Here is a 15450-nt window from a genome sequence, read left to right on the forward strand (position 1 = left end):
AGCCTCGACTAGAATAGCAATCCGCTCGTCAAGACGGTACTTACCGGATGCTTACGCTTTTTGCCGCAGTTCTTGGGCTGTTCATTTTTAGGGAATTGGTCACCGGGCGCATGTTCGCAGGACTGATCGTTGGCTTTATTGGGGTTGTGGTCCTTGCGACGCCAGAGATGGAATTTGGTAACGCTAGGTTCACAGGGGCCGTCTACGTTTTAGTCGGAGCCATTGGAACCGCTTTTGGGAACGTGCTACTTAAATATCAAGCTGGCAGCGATGATATTTACTGGGCCATGGGTATTCAGCTTGTCATCGGTTCGGCGTTCCTGGGCATCGCATCCGTGGGTCTTGGCGAGGGAATGGAGATTGACTGGACCTGGTCGTTTTCTGCGGCCCTCTTCGTTCTGGCCATTCCAGCGACGGCGTTGATGGTCGTGCTTTGGTATGCCTTACTCGCCAGCGCTCCGTTAAACAGCCTCAATTCGTTCACTTTTCTGACGCCCGTCTTCGGTCTTGTGATGGGCATATTGCTAGTTGGCGAAACCTTTAGCTTTGTGGAGGTTATCGGAATAGGAATCACCGTTATAGGCCTGGTTATCATTGTGAAGGCCCCACGACGTACCCCCGCCACTCCGAACGTCGGGTTCAGACGAATGTAGACCGCGACCTCTATTGAGAAAGGGCCTGGACTATGAAACCTTAGATAAGCGCTCTTCCGTTGCGTGCCATGTTCGATCGTCTTTTCGCGGCTACTCCATCGGCTTTTTCTTTGATCGAAGGGTTGATATAGACCCTGTGGCCGATTCATTCCATCCAGTTTGTTCATCAATACCGCGTCAGGGTTGCTGGCCCACCCCATTCAACAACTGGTACAGTTCGCTTTCTGTGGTTAATACCAGCGTGGTGGAATGATCAATCACCTTCTTGTAGGTTTCCAATGTCTTCACAAGGTCATACAGTTCACGTGATGACTTGGTTTGGTTGTAGGCCGCCGCGTAGATTTCTGTCGCCTTGGCATCGGCCACACCCTGAATAGATTGAATTTTTCGGTACGCTTCGGACTCAATGCGCTGCAGGTCCTTTTCCTTGTTGCCGATAATTTTGGCGGCCTCACCGGCACCTTCGGAACGAAACCGCTCAGCAATCTGCTGGCGTTCACTGATCATTCTGGCGTAGATTTTCTGCCGGACGCTTTCGTTATAGTTAATCCGCTTAAACCGGATATCGAGCAACTCAATACCAAACTCCGCCAATTTTACAGACGCGGCGGCAAAAATATCTTCTTCAATTTGCCGCCTACCGCGCTTAATCGGTAGCAATTTTCCAACGTCCGCTTCTGCCAGCAGGGGATCAACAGCAGGCGTTCTGTCTTTGGTGGTTCGGACAATTTCAATCAATTCGTGTTTGGCGACGGCGTTGCGGGTTTCACTGCCGAGAATATCCTCCAGTCGGGACTGGGCACTGCGCTCGTCCCGTAACCGTAGGAAATACTGCAGCGGATCTTTGATGCGCCAGCGGCCGAAGGTATCAACCGTGATATAAAGCTTGTCCTTGGTTGGCATATCGTTGGCGGAACCGTCCCAGAGCAATATCCGTTTTTCGATACGATTGACTTTCTGGATAAAGGGAATCTTTAATTTCAGGCCTGCTTCATTAACAATTCCACCCACGGGTTTACCGAACTGCGTCATGATCACCTGCTCGGTTTCGTTCACGGTGTAGAACGCTTCATAGGCAACGATCAGTAGCGGAAATAATACCGCCAGCGCGATGTAGATGAATCTGTTCATCGGGGTTCTCCTTGCATGGCGTTGAGTTGGAGCAACGGCAAAACGGACGCAGCTTTATCGTCGAGCACAATTTTGTTTTTCACGACTGGCAATACCTCCTGCAGGGTTTCTAGGTAGAGTCGCCGCTTGGTAACCCCCGGTGCCTTGATATATTCAGCCAGCAGCGCGTTAAATTTGGCCGCGTCCCCTTCCGCCTGATTGACACGCTGGATCGCATACCCTTCCCCTGCCTGGATGGAGCGTTCCGCCGTACCCCTGGCTTGGGGCACGGCCTTGTTGTACTCGCCGCGGGCTACATTAATCATGCGCTCCCGTTCCTGCTGCGCCTCGTTGACTTCATCAAAGGAAGCTTTTACCGGTTTCGGCGGATTAACGTTCTTGAGCTGCACCTGATCTATGCGCAAGCCCATTTCATAGAGGTTGACCACTTCCTGCATCTTGGTCTGGGCATTGGCCTCAATGTCCTGACGACCGATGGTCAACACTTCATCTACCGTACGATCACCGACAACTTCGCGCATCACCGACTCGGAAATGTCCCGCAGGGCATCCCCCGGATCGCGCACTTTGAAAAGGAAATCGAAGGCGTTCTCGATACGAAACTGAATCACCCACTCCACCAGCGCCGCATTCAAGTCGCCGGTAACGATAGTAGTTTCCAGCTCCCATTCCCTGGGATCGGACATCTGTCGCGTAAACGTCGCACCGGGCGTACCGAAGCCAAATTCTTCCTTGAGCTGACGTTTCACTGGGACCTGAACCACCTGATCCACACCGAAGGGAATTTTGAAATGCAGGCCAGGATCGACGACATAGTGGTAGTGACCAAAGCGCTGTACGACGCCGACGGATTCCGCCGAGACAGTGTAAAAACTGCTGTAGCCCAGATACACCGCGAGCGCGACGACAACACCCAAAGCAATCTGACGTGGTGAAATGGGTATGTCCGGCAATGATTGTTCAAACTTATCATTCATAGCTGTTTCCTTATCTTTGATTGCTTAGGTGGCGCGGTTTTGGCTGAATGGCGCTAGCTGGTGGTGGCATCGGAACCGACCACTAATACGTTGTTTCCCAAGTACTGATGTGGAGGAATAATCAGGTTGGTAGGGGCCGGCACTCCTTTAAATACCCGCCCGGCCAGATCGAACTTGGAGCCGTGACAGGAGCAGAAGAAAAGTGCATGCTTCACTCTGCTCTGCCATCCGGCTCATACACATCCCAAACGGGTACAAGGCGTTCTCAGGGACCGGGCCCGAGGTTCATTCACCTAAGTCATTTCATGCCTCTCCTCTGTTTATTTGCTGCATAACCACTGTGGCAATGGACTGCGCATCAGACTGATTCGCCCGTAATAAACCTGGCGTATCCAAAGTACCGCCTTGATTGCGGTAACCAAAAGCGATACATCGATCAACGCCAAGATCCAAAGGGCGGCAGACACCGAGCAATATTTCCGGTCGCAGGTGCGATACAAAAATGCGCAAACGAATGTCATCGGGAAACAGGCTTATGCGGGCAGCCACATCGCTGACATAAGTCTGCTCATAGAGGTCTCGCGGCTGCCGGAAGCGACCAGGTTCTAACAGATACGTTATGCGGCATTGAATACCTTGTTTAGACAAAGTGCGTTTTACTTCCTGACAAACACCTAATTGATAGGCGCCCACTGCGACCAGTTGTACCGGTGCACCGTCAGTCTTATCCAACGTCAATGCGCCCTGCGCTACCAACTGGGCTGCCTGCTTGGGTGTGAATGCTGTAACAACGTCATTTTTGGGAACCGTCATCCCCCAGACTTGACCATGGGTCTGATAACAGGCATCGAGGCAGGCAACTGCACTATTGGCATCGGCTGGATACACGACCCGCGCTATATCGCTCATTTCCCCGAGCAGCACCTCTCCGAAAGCAGAATCCTGATGGGATTGTTCGTTCTTGCCGTTCTCCCACAGATGCGAGGTGACAATCACCGGTACCGACAGCCAACCCGGTGCGCGTCCCAACGATTTTTGATGACGTGCAAAAATAATCTCCTGTCGCAAGGCACCGATCATTTTCATAGCGAAAGCTTCGTAGCTCACCACCAGGTTAAGTCCGCCTTTGTTAGCCAACGCTGCGCTGACTACCGCCTCTTCATTAAGCGCGGTAATTACCGATCCGTGAATGGATTCGGCCACGCCCTGTTCCGGCTTCAGCACCCGGTGCTTTAGCAAATCCAGTGTCTTGCCCATCCGGTTGCTGCGCAGCTCATCCGGGTTGCCGATACGGACCCGCCTATCGGGATTACCGAGGTGCCATTCACAAAAGCGTGTGTCCACCGCTGCCATCGGCGATGTCGGGTCGCCCTCGGTATGCCATTGTGGTTCTATGGGAGATTGAAGCCTGACGTTGCGCATACACAGGGCATGGTGTTTTTCCGGCGCTCGATTATCGGCCTCATGCTGCGCAATTTGTGCGTTGGCGAGCTCCAGTTCACCTCGTGGAAGAAATAATTTGGCTACGTGTTCGTTAAACAGGTTACGGGAGTGTTCATCGCTACCTGGGTTACCCGGCAGGGGTGTGCCGTGGGCGGCATTGGTACCGGCACCGTAAAAGCCGTAGCCTTTTTCTGTTTCCGCTATCAGGTAGGGCAATTTCACCGGATAGTGCATATGGCCTTCACGGATGTGCGCACTGCAGGCCTCCAGCCGCGCTTCCGATTCAAAAATACCCCAGATAAAAGCCGCCGGATCACGTCCGTCGATGGCGATGGGGTGAAAATCATTGTGTTCCAGATGCTCGTAGAACCAGGACAAACCGCCCTGCTGATACATGGTGGAGCGCTGGTCAATGCGCCTGCCATTGGCAATCATCACCGGTGTCACCAGCCCGCAATCCTCGGCGCGCCACCAGCGGCTGGCCCAGTCGCTACCGCGCTGTTCTTCAAAAGCACCGTCACTTAGAAACGCCACTAGCCGTTCCCCGGGCAGCGGCATATGCACATATTGCAGTTCGGCAAAACCCAGATAGCCGCCTTCAATCATTCCACCAGCGGTGTGCGGATTCACGTGGCTACCCAATGGAACACCAGGACGACCATCATCCGCTATGGCATAGCTGTAAAAATCCCGCGCCAACTGCGTCAGCCCTTCATCACTCAATGGATAGCGTTCAGACTGCTCCGGATAGAGGTTTTGCAACAGCACATTGACCGCATCGATGGCGGCCACGCAGTGCCCCTGTCCCATCAACCAGCTGCGGGTGATACCGGCCAGGCGATTGGCAACCATATAGCCCACATAGGCAGGCACCATATTCAGGGAGCCGCCGGTATGCCCCTGTGGGTTTGATTTAAAGTCGTCTGCATCGAGTGCGCTGCCGCTGAAATCCACTCTGTTGCTATAGGTCATATGCACTACCAACCACATGGCCGCACTGGCCAGGCGATCTGCGGCAGACAATATCTCCAACACTTCATCGATCTGTTTAAACCGCCCTGTACACAGCAGTTGCTGGCAAAGATCGAACACTCTCACCTGCGTTTCGTCCCGGTGTTGGATCACACCATAACCTTCCGCCCAGCGCCCAAAGGAGGGATAAGTATCGCGATATAACTTTGCCCGCTGTTGTGTCCGATGATCGTTTTGTTGATCTATGGCATACATGGAATTTCCTCAATCAGCCAACGACTGAAATTCATTCTCAAAAGACAAGTGGTGTTGTATGGAGCGCAACATGGAATCCGCCTCATCGGCGGCCACCACCCAACACTGCACTGTTGACGCTGGTTGCGATAAAATTAGTGGTAAAACGGATCGAGTCAGAGGCTCTTTTAACGTAATACCCAAGTGGGAAAGACCGGACAACAAGCGACAGCGAATATCGACGTTGTTTTCCGCAATACCGCCGCTAAGAACGACACCGTCCAGCCCGCCCAGAATGGCGAAATACGCGCCCAGTGTTTTCTGGAATCGATAACGGAAAAAATCAAACGCCAGTTGGTGTTGCGGCTGTTCACTCGCAAACAAATCCGCCATGTTATCGATTCCGCCGGACAGACCCCGCCAGCCGGATTCGCAATTGAGAACCCTGTCGGTATCCTCGGGCGTCCAACCCTCCTGCCACTGCAACCAGGTCAGCAAACCGGGATCGACATCACCGCTTCGCGTGCGCATGAGCAAGCCTTCATTGGGCGTAAACCCCATGGTGGTATCGACCGGTTTGCCATCGCGGATGGCTGTCATGGAACAGCCGCTGCCCAACTGCGCGGTCACCAGGGTGTAGTGTTCGATATCGGGATTCACTGTCTCCCAGTGTTTGACCATGGATTCATGAGCAAAACCGTGAAACCCGTAACGGCGTAATCCATATTTCTCAGTGAGCGCGACGGGCAGTCCATAAATCTGTGACAGCACCGGCAGGTCGCTGAAAAACTCACTATCGAAAACCGCAAAAACGGGAATGGAAAATCGGGTATTCCGAAGCTGCTCAATCGTTCAATGGCCGCCTTATTGTGCAGTGGCGCCATTGGTATCAGGGTTTGCAGTTGCCGAAAATTATCGTCGTTGATGGGTATAGGTTTATGATATTCAGAGCCCCCGTGTACGACTCTGATAATCACCGCGCGAACATCATGATTTGTCAGCACATCGGTCAGCCAAGGGGGCGCGCCAGGATAAGTCTGCGCAGCTGATTGGCCGACACCTGCTTGCCCAATAGCAACAGGCACCGTTGCACCCGCATATTCAAGCGCCGAGACGTTATGCGTGCTCCACTTGATGGATGAACTACCCGGATTCAACACCAACAGAACCGGTTTGTCATAGCGCGGCAAACTGCTCATCAGCTGGATAATCAGTCGGATGACTGCAAGCGGTTATAAATGGCCGCCAGCAACCACCCGGCGATACCCGCCACCACGAACCAGGCCACCAGCCCGATAACGACACCAGTGAGAGTCAAGTGCCAACCCATCTCATTCAGTTGCATATGCACCATTTCTCCGGACATGGACAACATCATGGAAGGCATTAACATCACCAGCAGACTGCAAGCCAGCCACAGTATCGCCGCGGTAATCGCGCTGGCCATCCCGAATTTGAACGCATTAAGTGTCATGATTATTCCTCCGTTTATGGTGGTGTATCTGTGAGAAATTAGTGTCTCTACAAATCCCCGAACCGGTTGGCAGACTGCGCCATACGCATCATTTCGTGCTCTTCCAGCGACCGGAGTGATTCCATCAACTCTTTGGCAGAGGTGATATCCGCCCTGGAGGCGAGATAGCGATACAGTTCAATCACCTGCTGGTGTTGATCGACTATCACCTCCATGATTTGCATGGCATCCAGCTCGGCAAAGGGCGCGTCGCAATGCGCATGCCGAACGATGGGGTGCTTTGCCACATATTCGTAACACCAGGTATTCAGTGCATGCTCGTCGCCTGAGGTTTCAAACCCGCTGACTACCTTGGTCAGTGCCTTCTCATGATCGGACAGATACGCAAGGATCATCCGGGCCCGTTCATCCATATTCTTGTCCGCACAGTGGGATAAACACTGGCTGAGGTGTTGGTGAAATTCCCGGGTCCAGTGCAGCACATCTTTTAAGGTTTCAATTTGCATAACTTTTTCTCCGCTGTGGATTATCTCTTCGATTACAGGCGCAAAATATCGCGATAACCCGCCACATTCACCGCAAACGTGGTGTGCTCCTGCAAGTGCACCCGCATGCCTTCAAGGGCTTCCGGGTCACCGTGAATCAGTTGAATTCGAGTAGTATCGGTCAGCGCTGACTGCTGTAACCACTGGGTCAGTTCGAGGTAGTCTGCGTGCCCCGACAAACCGGAGATGACTTTGACAGTGGCTCTCAACGGTACCCAGCCTCCGTGGATTTTCACCGCATCAACACCCTCCAGCATTTTTGCGCCGCGAGTGCCGCCCGCCTGATAACCGGTAAACAGCACCGTGGTTTTAGAACTGCCTAACAGGCGTTTGAAGTGGTGGAGAATACGACCCCCGGTAGCCATGCCGCTGCCAGCGATAACAATATGGGGGAAAGCCTGTCCGGCAATCGCCTTCGATTCGTCCACCGTGCGGGTATAGGTCACGCCATCGCATAGGCGGTAGCATTGCTCGTGACTCAACCGGTGCTGATCACTGAACTGGCAGAAAATATCCGATACTTTGATCGCCATGGGGCTGTCGAGATAGATGGGCATTTTGGGGATATCGCCCTGATCCATCAGGGTTGCCAACAGATGTTGCACGGCCTGCGCCCGCCCTACCGCAAAGGCCGGAACCAGCAACACGCCGCCGCTTTTGGCGACACGGTTAACAATTTCCGCCAACTGCTGAAACGGATCTTGGGTGTCGTGCCGGCGGTTGCCGTAGGTGGACTCCATCAACAGCAGATCCAGCTCCGGCAATGGCCGAGGGGGTTTCATCAGCACATCATCGAAGCGACCGACATCACCAGAAAAGCCGATTCGTTTCCCTTCCGCTTCAACGATAATGCTGGCGGCGCCGAGAATATGCCCGGCAGGCTGTAAATAAAAACGGATATCCCCGACCTCGATCTGTTCATCGAACTCCACGGACTGAAATAGCCTCATGCTGGCTTCCGCCGTTTGACGGTCGTAAAGCGGCTCAGGGTGCGCGTGCTTGCCCAATTTATGTTTGCTGTAATACTTGGCGTCTTCCTCCTGGATATGGCCGCTGTCGGCCAATAAAATCTGACACAGGGCCTTAGTGGCGTGATGGGTAAACACCGGGCCGCGAAAGCCGCGCTCGTATAGCACCGGGATATAACCGGAGTGATCCAGATGTGCGTGAGTGAGCAGCACCGCATCCAGTTTGTCGATGTCCAGGGGCAAGGTTTGCCAGTTGCGTTCCCGCAGCCACTTGTAGCCCTGGAACAAACCGCAATCGACTAATACGGTTGTCGTTTCAGTTTCCAGCAGAAATTTTGAGCCGGTAACGGTCTCGGTGCCGCCGACAAAGGTAATTTTCATAATGATTTCCCTGGCAATTTAAGCATGCTGATAACGGGCGCAATCAGTTGCGACGTAATATCAATAGCGTTGGAAGGATGGGGGATGGTATTGGATGTGACCAGTTGGCTCAGGCCTGAGGCCAGTAAGGTTTTATCGGAGTGATCGGCAAATATGCCGTGCACCGCCACGCACTGAATGTTGTCGATACCTTTGGACCGAAGTGTTTTAACGCATTCCAGGATTGTTTGCCCGCTGGAAATAACGTCGTCGATAATCACTGCCGTTCTATCCCTGAATTCGTTGATGTCGGGCAGCATCACTTCGACTTGGCGATCCCCGAAGCGCTGCTTTTCTCCAATCACAAAAGGATGTTGACTAAAGGCAGCAATCTCATCAACCCATTGCTCGCTTTCGCTGTCCGGCCCTACCAACAGTAGGTTGCTTTGCGTTTTGAGCCAGTGCGCCAATGCCGGAGCCCCTTGCACAACACGACTGGGTATGGAATAGATTTCATCCAGAGAATGATAGCGATGCAAATGTGGATCGACCGTAACCAGCCAATCAGCATGTTGAGAAAGGCACTTGGCAAAAATACGTGAAGTAACCGCTTCCCCATCGACAAAACGGCGATCCTGACGCATATAACTGAGGTAAGGCGCCACTAACCCCACTTGCGACGCTCCCAGCTCCCGCAGTGTTTCCAATAAAAACAACAACGGCAGGTATTTGATGTTTGGGTGTGACAGATCAGCCACCACAATACAGGCGCGATTTTCTACATCAGATTGAATACGCAGATAGGACTCCCCATCAGGAAACTGCCGAGCGTTAAACTCGCCAGGTTGACCACCAATCGCGTTACTGAGTGACTCAGCCAACGGATGATTGTTCAGGGAAAACACCACTGGAGATTTATCTTTCACAGCCATCGCCTCGCTCATCGTTCCTTCTCGACCGTAAAAATTGTCGATTGGCGATAAAACGCCATCGCATACTGTTGCTCTCCGATCGTATCGGAACAGAGCGTTAATAAAGGTTGTCCGACGGTGACCTTGTCGCCGACGCGAGCATGTAGACGCAACCCCGCAGCCGCTGTCGCCGGAGCGCCTGCCAGCTTCGCCAGACGCGCGAGTTGACGATTATCGATAGCGGTAAGTGTGCCCGCTGCTGTGGCTGCTTCGGTATGTTGGTAGCTGGCGTCAGGCAGGGCTTTCATCCCACCCTGCGCGGCCAAAATGCGCTGGAACTGCTGCCAGGCTTTACCTTCATCCAAAATCGCGATCGCTCTTTCCAGCCCTTGTTCATAACGCTCTTGATAAGCAAGTGAAAACAGATGTGCAGCCAGAAACAAGGCACGCTCCCGAAGATCCTGTGGTGCACTGTGCTCGCGCTGCAATACTGCCAGCACATCCCGCGCTTCTTCTACCGGGCCGATACCACGCCCAACCGGCTGACTACCATCCGTAATAAGGCAGCGAATTTGAATACCACAGGCGGCTCCCACCTGGGTAAAGAGTGAGGAAAGGCGCTCGGCGTCGTTCTGGGAACGCACTTTAGCGGTGGGGCCGACGGGAATATCTATCACCGCATGAGTGGAACCGGCAGCGATTTTTTTGGATAAAACCGAGGCGATCAACTGCCCTTCACCATCCAAATCCAGGGCCCGTTCAATGCGAATCAACAAATCGTCGGCCGGACTCAGGTTGACAGCGCCACCCCAAACAAGACAGGCATGGGTCTCAGCCACTACACGTTGAATCTCATTGAGCTCCAGATTGACGGTAGTCAGTGCCTCCATGGTATCCGCAGTACCGGCAGGAGAGGTGATCGCCCGCGAGGAGGTTTTAGGGATGGTGAGTCCCGCAGCGCTGACAATGGACACCACGAGCGGTGTGGTGCGGTTGCCCGGCAGCCCACCGATGCAGTGTTTATCAAGAACCATGGCTTCGTCTGGCCAGTTCAGCCGCTTACCACAGGCCACCATGGCCTGGGTGAGACTGATGATTTCATCTACGTCTAAACGGCTACCCGCGCACACACTGAGGAAACTGGCGATTTCTATATCCGAATAGCGGTGGTCGCTGATGTCCTCGACGATAGCGGTAATCTCTCGATCACTGAGTTTGTGCCCAAATATTTTTTTGCGAACCGCAGCGAGCGATGTCACCACAGGTGCATGACCGACAATAATCGCAGCGCCATCGATGGCACCCAGGCGGCGCATGGCAATTTTGGATAACCCTGCACTCCCCGAAACCAATACCTGTTCGTCCACCACATTCAACGTGGCGATAACGCTGTTTTCCCCGTACCGCAGCATGACACGGCTGTTGGCAATGAACCCTTCGGAGCGGCAGATATGGCAATCGCTACGCATATATACCACCGGTTCCTGGTGAGTGTTTATGCCCATGTCTGCTGCTTTAAGCTCGTTTACGGCATTCATTAACGTTTCCCACACGCACTAGGTGGTGACTTATGGCAGCTCCAAGGTTCACGTCTAGCATTTTCCTTTATGTTGCCATCAACAAATTTGCAATAATCTTCTTTATAGCGCGTCCACCAATCATGACTCACGTCAACGCCATAGTTTTTCAAAGTCTCTTCTATATCATCCAGACAAATCCTGGAGGCGTCATAAGCGAGACTCAGCACATGATTTTTTCCGTCAAAGGTAACCGCATCAAGACCATAAAGCTGATCTACCTCGGCAATAGCCGCTTGTAGCTTTATCTGGCCGACAGGTTCCAATTTTAAATGGCGCCTCACCAGATTGACTTCGGAGACACCCAACCTATGTTTTCTATCTCTCATTTATAGTTTCCTCGGACAGACAAAGTGAGCAAACAATCCATCTATTTTTTTGTTTAGGGGCGGGTTTGTTTTTCAGGCTCGGATTCATGCTCCATCATCGTTCCACCAATAGGGGAGATAGTTTTTTTCATCGGAGCACCTTCACCTGTTGGAAACATTTGTATCGATGTTAAAATCTGGGATCCATGCTGGCGTAACTTCCATATAGCTTCGATACTCATCACCAAATTCCTTCAGTGCCATGCGCTCCTCGCGCTTAGCGAGTCGCACGTAAACCACTACCAGAACCGGAAACATAATCACGGTAAGGATCGTCGGCCACTGCAACAGGAAACCGAACATAATCAGAATAAACGCAATGTATTGCGGATGACGACAGCGGGCATACCAGCCAGTGGTGGCCAGCGACCGGCTCTGCTGCGCCTTGTGCAATACGCCCCACGCTGAGGCCAGCAAAAAGAAGCCCATGATAATCAGGACGTTACTGGCGATATGCAGCGGATCAAAATGAGGGTTGCCTTCTAAGCCAAAAAGGGTATGCAGAAGATGGCCGTTCTCGTGAGAAAGAAAATCAATGCCCGGATATTTTTCCGCCAACCAACCAGAGAGAAAATAAATGGTTAATGGAAAGCCATACATTTCAGTAAATAGCGCAATAACAAACGCCGAAAAAGCGCCAAAGCTACGCCAGTCAGTTTTCGTTTGCGGTTTGGTAAAGCTGAAAGCAAAGAAAACAAATATCGCCGAATTGAGTATTACCAGCGTCCAGAGGCCGTATGCAGGTTCACTGTCCATAGCTCTTCTCCTGTTAGAATTATTTTAGTGATGATGCTCATTTTCCTTTCGACCGTGTTCCATCCCACGCTGATAGGCACCTTTGTCGGATTCATCCTCGTGCCGGCCATGTCCACCATGCATAAACAAATGCATAAACGGACAGGCCAAGAGAATCAAGAAAGGCATAAACTGCCAGACGTGTTGCCGGTGCTCAATCAGTAGAAAATAGCTTGCCGCTACAATTAAACCCAGGGCGGATAAGCCTTTAGGTGTCAACCAGAATGATGGTTTTTGGCTTGCCATATCACACCTCACTAATAAATTTGAAATGTTCTGCCTATTGAGCCGTACTGTTTACTGGTTGTCAGATCACTTATCTACATTCAGCTTTACCCGCTTGAGACGCAAAGAATTGCCGATCACTGACAGGGAACTGATAGTCATAGCGATCACCCCGATCATAGGATGGAGCAGGCCCACTGCGGCAATGGGGATGGCCGCCACGTTGTAGAACCAGGCCCAGAACAGATTTTCGACAATCTTGCGGAAGGTGGCGCGCGACAGGCGAATGGCCTCCACTACCTTCGATAACTCGCCTTTCACCAGGGTGACATCCGCCGCTTCGATGGCGACGTCGGCGCCAGCACCGATGGCGATGCCCACATTGGCCTGTTTGAGTGCCGGCGCGTCGTTGATGCCGTCGCCCACCATGGCCACCAGCTGTCCATATTTGTCCTGCAGCTTTTTGATGGCGTCTACCTTGCCTTCCGGCAAGACACCCGCCAGCACCTCGTCGATGCCCACCTGATCGGCGACGTGTCGTGCGGTGCGTTCGTTGTCCCCGGTGATCATGACGGTATGAATGCCCAACTGGTGAAGAGCGGCAATGGCAGCTTTCGAGTCTTCCTTTATGGTATCGGCCACGGCGACAATGCCGGCCGCGCGGTGTCCGACGGCCACCAGCATGGCGGTCTTACCCTCTTTTTCCAACAGAACCAGGGCCTCTTCCAGGTCGCTCAGCTCGATATCCGCTTCATTAAGAAGCCGGCGGCTGCCGACGCGAACGAGCTGGTCGTCGACCCGGCCTTCCACACCGCGGGCAGTGATGGCTCGAAAATCCCTCACGGTGGGAACTTCCAGGTTCTTTTCCCTGGCACCCGCCACGATGGATTGCCCCAAAGGGTGTTCGGAACCAGCTTCCACTGATGCGGCGAACCTAAGTACATCGGCCTCATTGAAATCGGCGGTGGCAATCACGTCGGTAAGTGCCGGCTCGCCTTTGGTGATGGTACCGGTCTTGTCGAGGACCACGGCCTTGATGTCCTTGAGGGACTGAATGGCTTCGCCGGAGCGGATCAACACGCCGCTCTCGGCGCCCAAACCCGATCCCACCATGATGGCAGTGGGGGTGGCCAGTCCCAAAGCGCAGGGGCAGGCGATGACCAGCACGGAAATCGCCGAGAGAATCCCCAACATTAAAGGAGAAAGCTCCGGGTTCACCCAAGGCAGGAACTCGGCACCCCAGTAGAGAATTGGTCGCAGCGGCTCAGCGAACAGCACCCACACCACAAAACTCGTCAAACTGATGAAAATAACTCCCGGGACAAATTTTGCGGTCAATTTGTCGGCAAATTCTTGTATGGGCACCTTTGAACCCTGTGCCTGCTCTACCAACCGGACGACCTGTGACAAAAAGGTATCGGCACCCACCCGGGTGGCCCGTACCTGAAGCATGCCTTCCTTGTTGATGGTCGCACCAATCACCCCGTCACCCGTCCCTTTTTCCACCGGCACTGACTCCCCGGTGGCAATAGATTCATCCAAATGGCTGCTACCCTCGACGATCTCGCCGTCGGTAGGGACCTTGGCGCCGGGCCGGACCACCATGATGTCTCCCACTTGTAATTCTGCCACAGGGACTTCAACTTCCTGCCCGTCCCGCAACACAGAGGCGGTCTTGGCGCCGAGCTTCAGCAGCTTTTTGATCGCCTGCGACGCTCTACCCTTGGCCCGAGTTTCAAGGTAGCGGCCGAGCATGTGGAATGTCATGATGGTGGCGGCCATCTCAATAAAGGAGGTCATGGGATAGACAAAGCCCACCAGTCCAATCAGATACGGTGGCAGGCTGCCCATGGAGATGAGCACGTCCATATTGGCGGTACGGTTGGTTAGGGAGCGCCAGGAAGAGCGATGGGTGGCCCACCCGCCGCTGAGGAACACTACTGGAAAGGCAAGCAGGGCCACCCATGCCAGGTACCCTGGTACTGACATCCAGAGCATGTGTACCATCATCAGCACCATGATGAGGGTAGTGGGTATGGCGGCGAACCACAGGCGCTTCCATGCCTGGTCGAGGTAGCGCTCCTCGATAGCTTCGTCCACTGCCGTGTCCGCTTGGGCCCGGCTTTGACTAATGCCTGCCACTTCGTACCCTGCCTTCTCAATGGCAACTTTGATCCTTTCCGCATCCACCGCTGCCTCATCAAAACGAACCGTCACCTTGTGATTGGCAATGTTGGTGGAAATGTCCGTGATGCCGGCGAGACGTTTGATGGAGCTGGAGACCAGTCCGGCACAATGATCGCTGCCCATGCCGGGGACAGTGAGACTGGCCTCACCTCCAGTCTCTGGTGTTGAAGATGTCGTGCTGGTCACGTCGTAGCCAACTTTTTCAATGGCGCCTCGGATCTGGTTGACGCTGGTCAGGTTGGCGTCGAATTCAACGTCGACGCGGTGATTGGCGATATTAGTGGTGAGGTTGATGATACCCGTTAGCCGCTCAACCGAAGTGGTGATCAGACCAGCGCAGTGGTTACTCCCCATGCCTGGGACTATCAGTTGAACGAACTTACTTATCGAGCTGTTGACTGATTTCGACGAGGGAAAAGTTGTGGGGTGATCCATGTATCTCTCCGACTTTCAGACCATTTTTTACCGAAGGGGGAGTCTCTTTTCAATTTATCAAGCAGCTAACAAACCAGATTTCACGCCTGTAACATGCTTAGACTTACCAACTGCTAATTACTCCAACCATCAGCCATAAACTAATTGATTTGGGTCGAAGGAAAACCCGCTCGATCCAACGCCTCTATTAGAGCG

14 protein-coding genes and 1 pseudogene are annotated in these 15450 nt (G+C 53.2%); 1 reads left to right on the forward strand and 14 read right to left on the reverse strand.

Annotation, left to right across the window (positions count from 1 at the left end):
• The first annotated feature begins 47 nt into the window (after positions 1-47).
• Positions 48-653 carry a DMT family transporter gene (locus AAC076_RS14985; protein ID WP_339847207.1) on the forward strand — a complete coding sequence of 202 codons (606 nt, stop codon included), beginning with the start codon at positions 48-50 and terminating at the stop codon, positions 651-653.
• Between the two features lie 177 nt (positions 654-830).
• On the opposite strand, the gene hflC is transcribed toward AAC076_RS14985, so the two are convergent.
• From hflC to AAC076_RS15055, 14 genes and pseudogenes are all read right to left on the reverse strand, one after another.
• A complete protein-coding gene (hflC, locus tag AAC076_RS14990) occupies positions 831-1784 on the reverse strand; it encodes a protease modulator HflC (RefSeq protein WP_335605042.1) in 954 nt (317 codons plus the stop codon).
• Entirely contained in the window at positions 1781-2761 is a 981-nt protein-coding gene (gene hflK, locus AAC076_RS14995; protein WP_335605043.1) for an FtsH protease activity modulator HflK, read from the reverse strand. Before hflK ends, hflC begins: the two co-directional genes overlap by 4 nt.
• Before the next feature lie 303 nt (positions 2762-3064).
• On the reverse strand, positions 3065-5431 hold the full coding sequence (locus AAC076_RS15000; protein WP_339847210.1) for a xylulose 5-phosphate 3-epimerase: 2367 nt from the start codon (positions 5429-5431) through the stop codon (positions 3065-3067).
• 9 nt (positions 5432-5440) lie between these two features.
• A complete protein-coding gene (locus AAC076_RS15005) occupies positions 5441-6259 on the reverse strand; it encodes a hypothetical protein (RefSeq protein ID WP_339847266.1) in 819 nt (272 codons plus the stop codon).
• 2 nt (positions 6260-6261) lie between these two features.
• A pseudogene (locus AAC076_RS15010) lies at positions 6262-6609 on the reverse strand (hypothetical protein); the annotation flags it as partial.
• An 11-nt stretch (positions 6610-6620) separates the two neighbouring features.
• On the reverse strand, positions 6621-6884 hold the full coding sequence (locus AAC076_RS15015) for a DUF5676 family membrane protein (protein ID WP_052041364.1): 264 nt from the start codon (positions 6882-6884) through the stop codon (positions 6621-6623).
• Between the two features lie 47 nt (positions 6885-6931).
• The gene (locus AAC076_RS15020) at positions 6932-7390 is read right to left on the reverse strand and encodes an ATPase (RefSeq protein ID WP_335605046.1); all 459 of its coding nucleotides are present in this window, start codon (positions 7388-7390) and stop codon (positions 6932-6934) included.
• A gap of 32 nt (positions 7391-7422) precedes the next feature.
• Positions 7423-8778 (reverse strand): MBL fold metallo-hydrolase, encoded by a 1356-nt coding sequence (locus AAC076_RS15025; protein ID WP_335605047.1) that lies wholly within the window; start codon positions 8776-8778, stop codon positions 7423-7425.
• The gene (locus AAC076_RS15030) at positions 8775-9701 is read right to left on the reverse strand and encodes a ribose-phosphate diphosphokinase (protein WP_052041365.1); all 927 of its coding nucleotides are present in this window, start codon (positions 9699-9701) and stop codon (positions 8775-8777) included. Before AAC076_RS15030 ends, AAC076_RS15025 begins: the two co-directional genes overlap by 4 nt.
• Positions 9698-11206, reverse strand: coding sequence for a thymidine phosphorylase family protein (locus AAC076_RS15035; protein ID WP_339847217.1), 1509 nt, complete (start codon positions 11204-11206; stop codon positions 9698-9700). The genes AAC076_RS15030 and AAC076_RS15035 overlap by 4 nt, the downstream gene beginning before the upstream one ends.
• Positions 11206-11574 (reverse strand): cation transporter, encoded by a 369-nt coding sequence (locus tag AAC076_RS15040; RefSeq protein WP_335605049.1) that lies wholly within the window; start codon positions 11572-11574, stop codon positions 11206-11208. Before AAC076_RS15040 ends, AAC076_RS15035 begins: the two co-directional genes overlap by 1 nt.
• 141 nt (positions 11575-11715) lie before the next feature.
• Complete coding sequence (locus AAC076_RS15045; protein WP_335605050.1) at positions 11716-12369, reverse strand: isoprenylcysteine carboxylmethyltransferase family protein; 654 nt, start codon at positions 12367-12369, stop codon at positions 11716-11718.
• Between the two features lie 24 nt (positions 12370-12393).
• On the reverse strand, positions 12394-12654 hold the full coding sequence (locus tag AAC076_RS15050; RefSeq protein ID WP_335605051.1) for a DUF2933 domain-containing protein: 261 nt from the start codon (positions 12652-12654) through the stop codon (positions 12394-12396).
• A 66-nt stretch (positions 12655-12720) separates the two neighbouring features.
• A complete protein-coding gene (locus AAC076_RS15055) occupies positions 12721-15255 on the reverse strand; it encodes a heavy metal translocating P-type ATPase (protein WP_335605052.1) in 2535 nt (844 codons plus the stop codon).
• Positions 15256-15450 lie beyond the last annotated feature (195 nt).

It is taken from the genome of uncultured Halopseudomonas sp. (genome assembly GCF_963977355.1).
Lineage (GTDB): Bacteria > Pseudomonadota > Gammaproteobacteria > Pseudomonadales > Pseudomonadaceae > Halopseudomonas.

Excerpts from the sequence above, each read along its gene's own strand:
- AAC076_RS14985 (WP_339847207.1), top strand. The coding sequence starts at position 48 with ATGCTTACGCTTTTTGCCGCAGTTCTTGGGCTGTTCATTTTTAGGGAA.
- hflC (WP_335605042.1), bottom strand. The coding sequence starts at position 1,784 with ATGAACAGATTCATCTACATCGCGCTGGCGGTATTATTTCCGCTACTG.
- hflK (WP_335605043.1), bottom strand. The coding sequence starts at position 2,761 with ATGAATGATAAGTTTGAACAATCATTGCCGGACATACCCATTTCACCA.
- AAC076_RS15000 (WP_339847210.1), bottom strand. The coding sequence starts at position 5,431 with ATGTATGCCATAGATCAACAAAACGATCATCGGACACAACAGCGGGCA.
- AAC076_RS15015 (WP_052041364.1), bottom strand. The coding sequence starts at position 6,884 with ATGACACTTAATGCGTTCAAATTCGGGATGGCCAGCGCGATTACCGCG.
- AAC076_RS15020 (WP_335605046.1), bottom strand. The coding sequence starts at position 7,390 with ATGCAAATTGAAACCTTAAAAGATGTGCTGCACTGGACCCGGGAATTT.
- AAC076_RS15025 (WP_335605047.1), bottom strand. The coding sequence starts at position 8,778 with ATGAAAATTACCTTTGTCGGCGGCACCGAGACCGTTACCGGCTCAAAA.
- AAC076_RS15030 (WP_052041365.1), bottom strand. The coding sequence starts at position 9,701 with ATGAGCGAGGCGATGGCTGTGAAAGATAAATCTCCAGTGGTGTTTTCC.
- AAC076_RS15035 (WP_339847217.1), bottom strand. The coding sequence starts at position 11,206 with ATGAATGCCGTAAACGAGCTTAAAGCAGCAGACATGGGCATAAACACT.
- AAC076_RS15040 (WP_335605049.1), bottom strand. The coding sequence starts at position 11,574 with ATGAGAGATAGAAAACATAGGTTGGGTGTCTCCGAAGTCAATCTGGTG.
- AAC076_RS15045 (WP_335605050.1), bottom strand. The coding sequence starts at position 12,369 with ATGGACAGTGAACCTGCATACGGCCTCTGGACGCTGGTAATACTCAAT.
- AAC076_RS15050 (WP_335605051.1), bottom strand. The coding sequence starts at position 12,654 with ATGGCAAGCCAAAAACCATCATTCTGGTTGACACCTAAAGGCTTATCC.
- AAC076_RS15055 (WP_335605052.1), bottom strand. The coding sequence starts at position 15,255 with ATGGATCACCCCACAACTTTTCCCTCGTCGAAATCAGTCAACAGCTCG.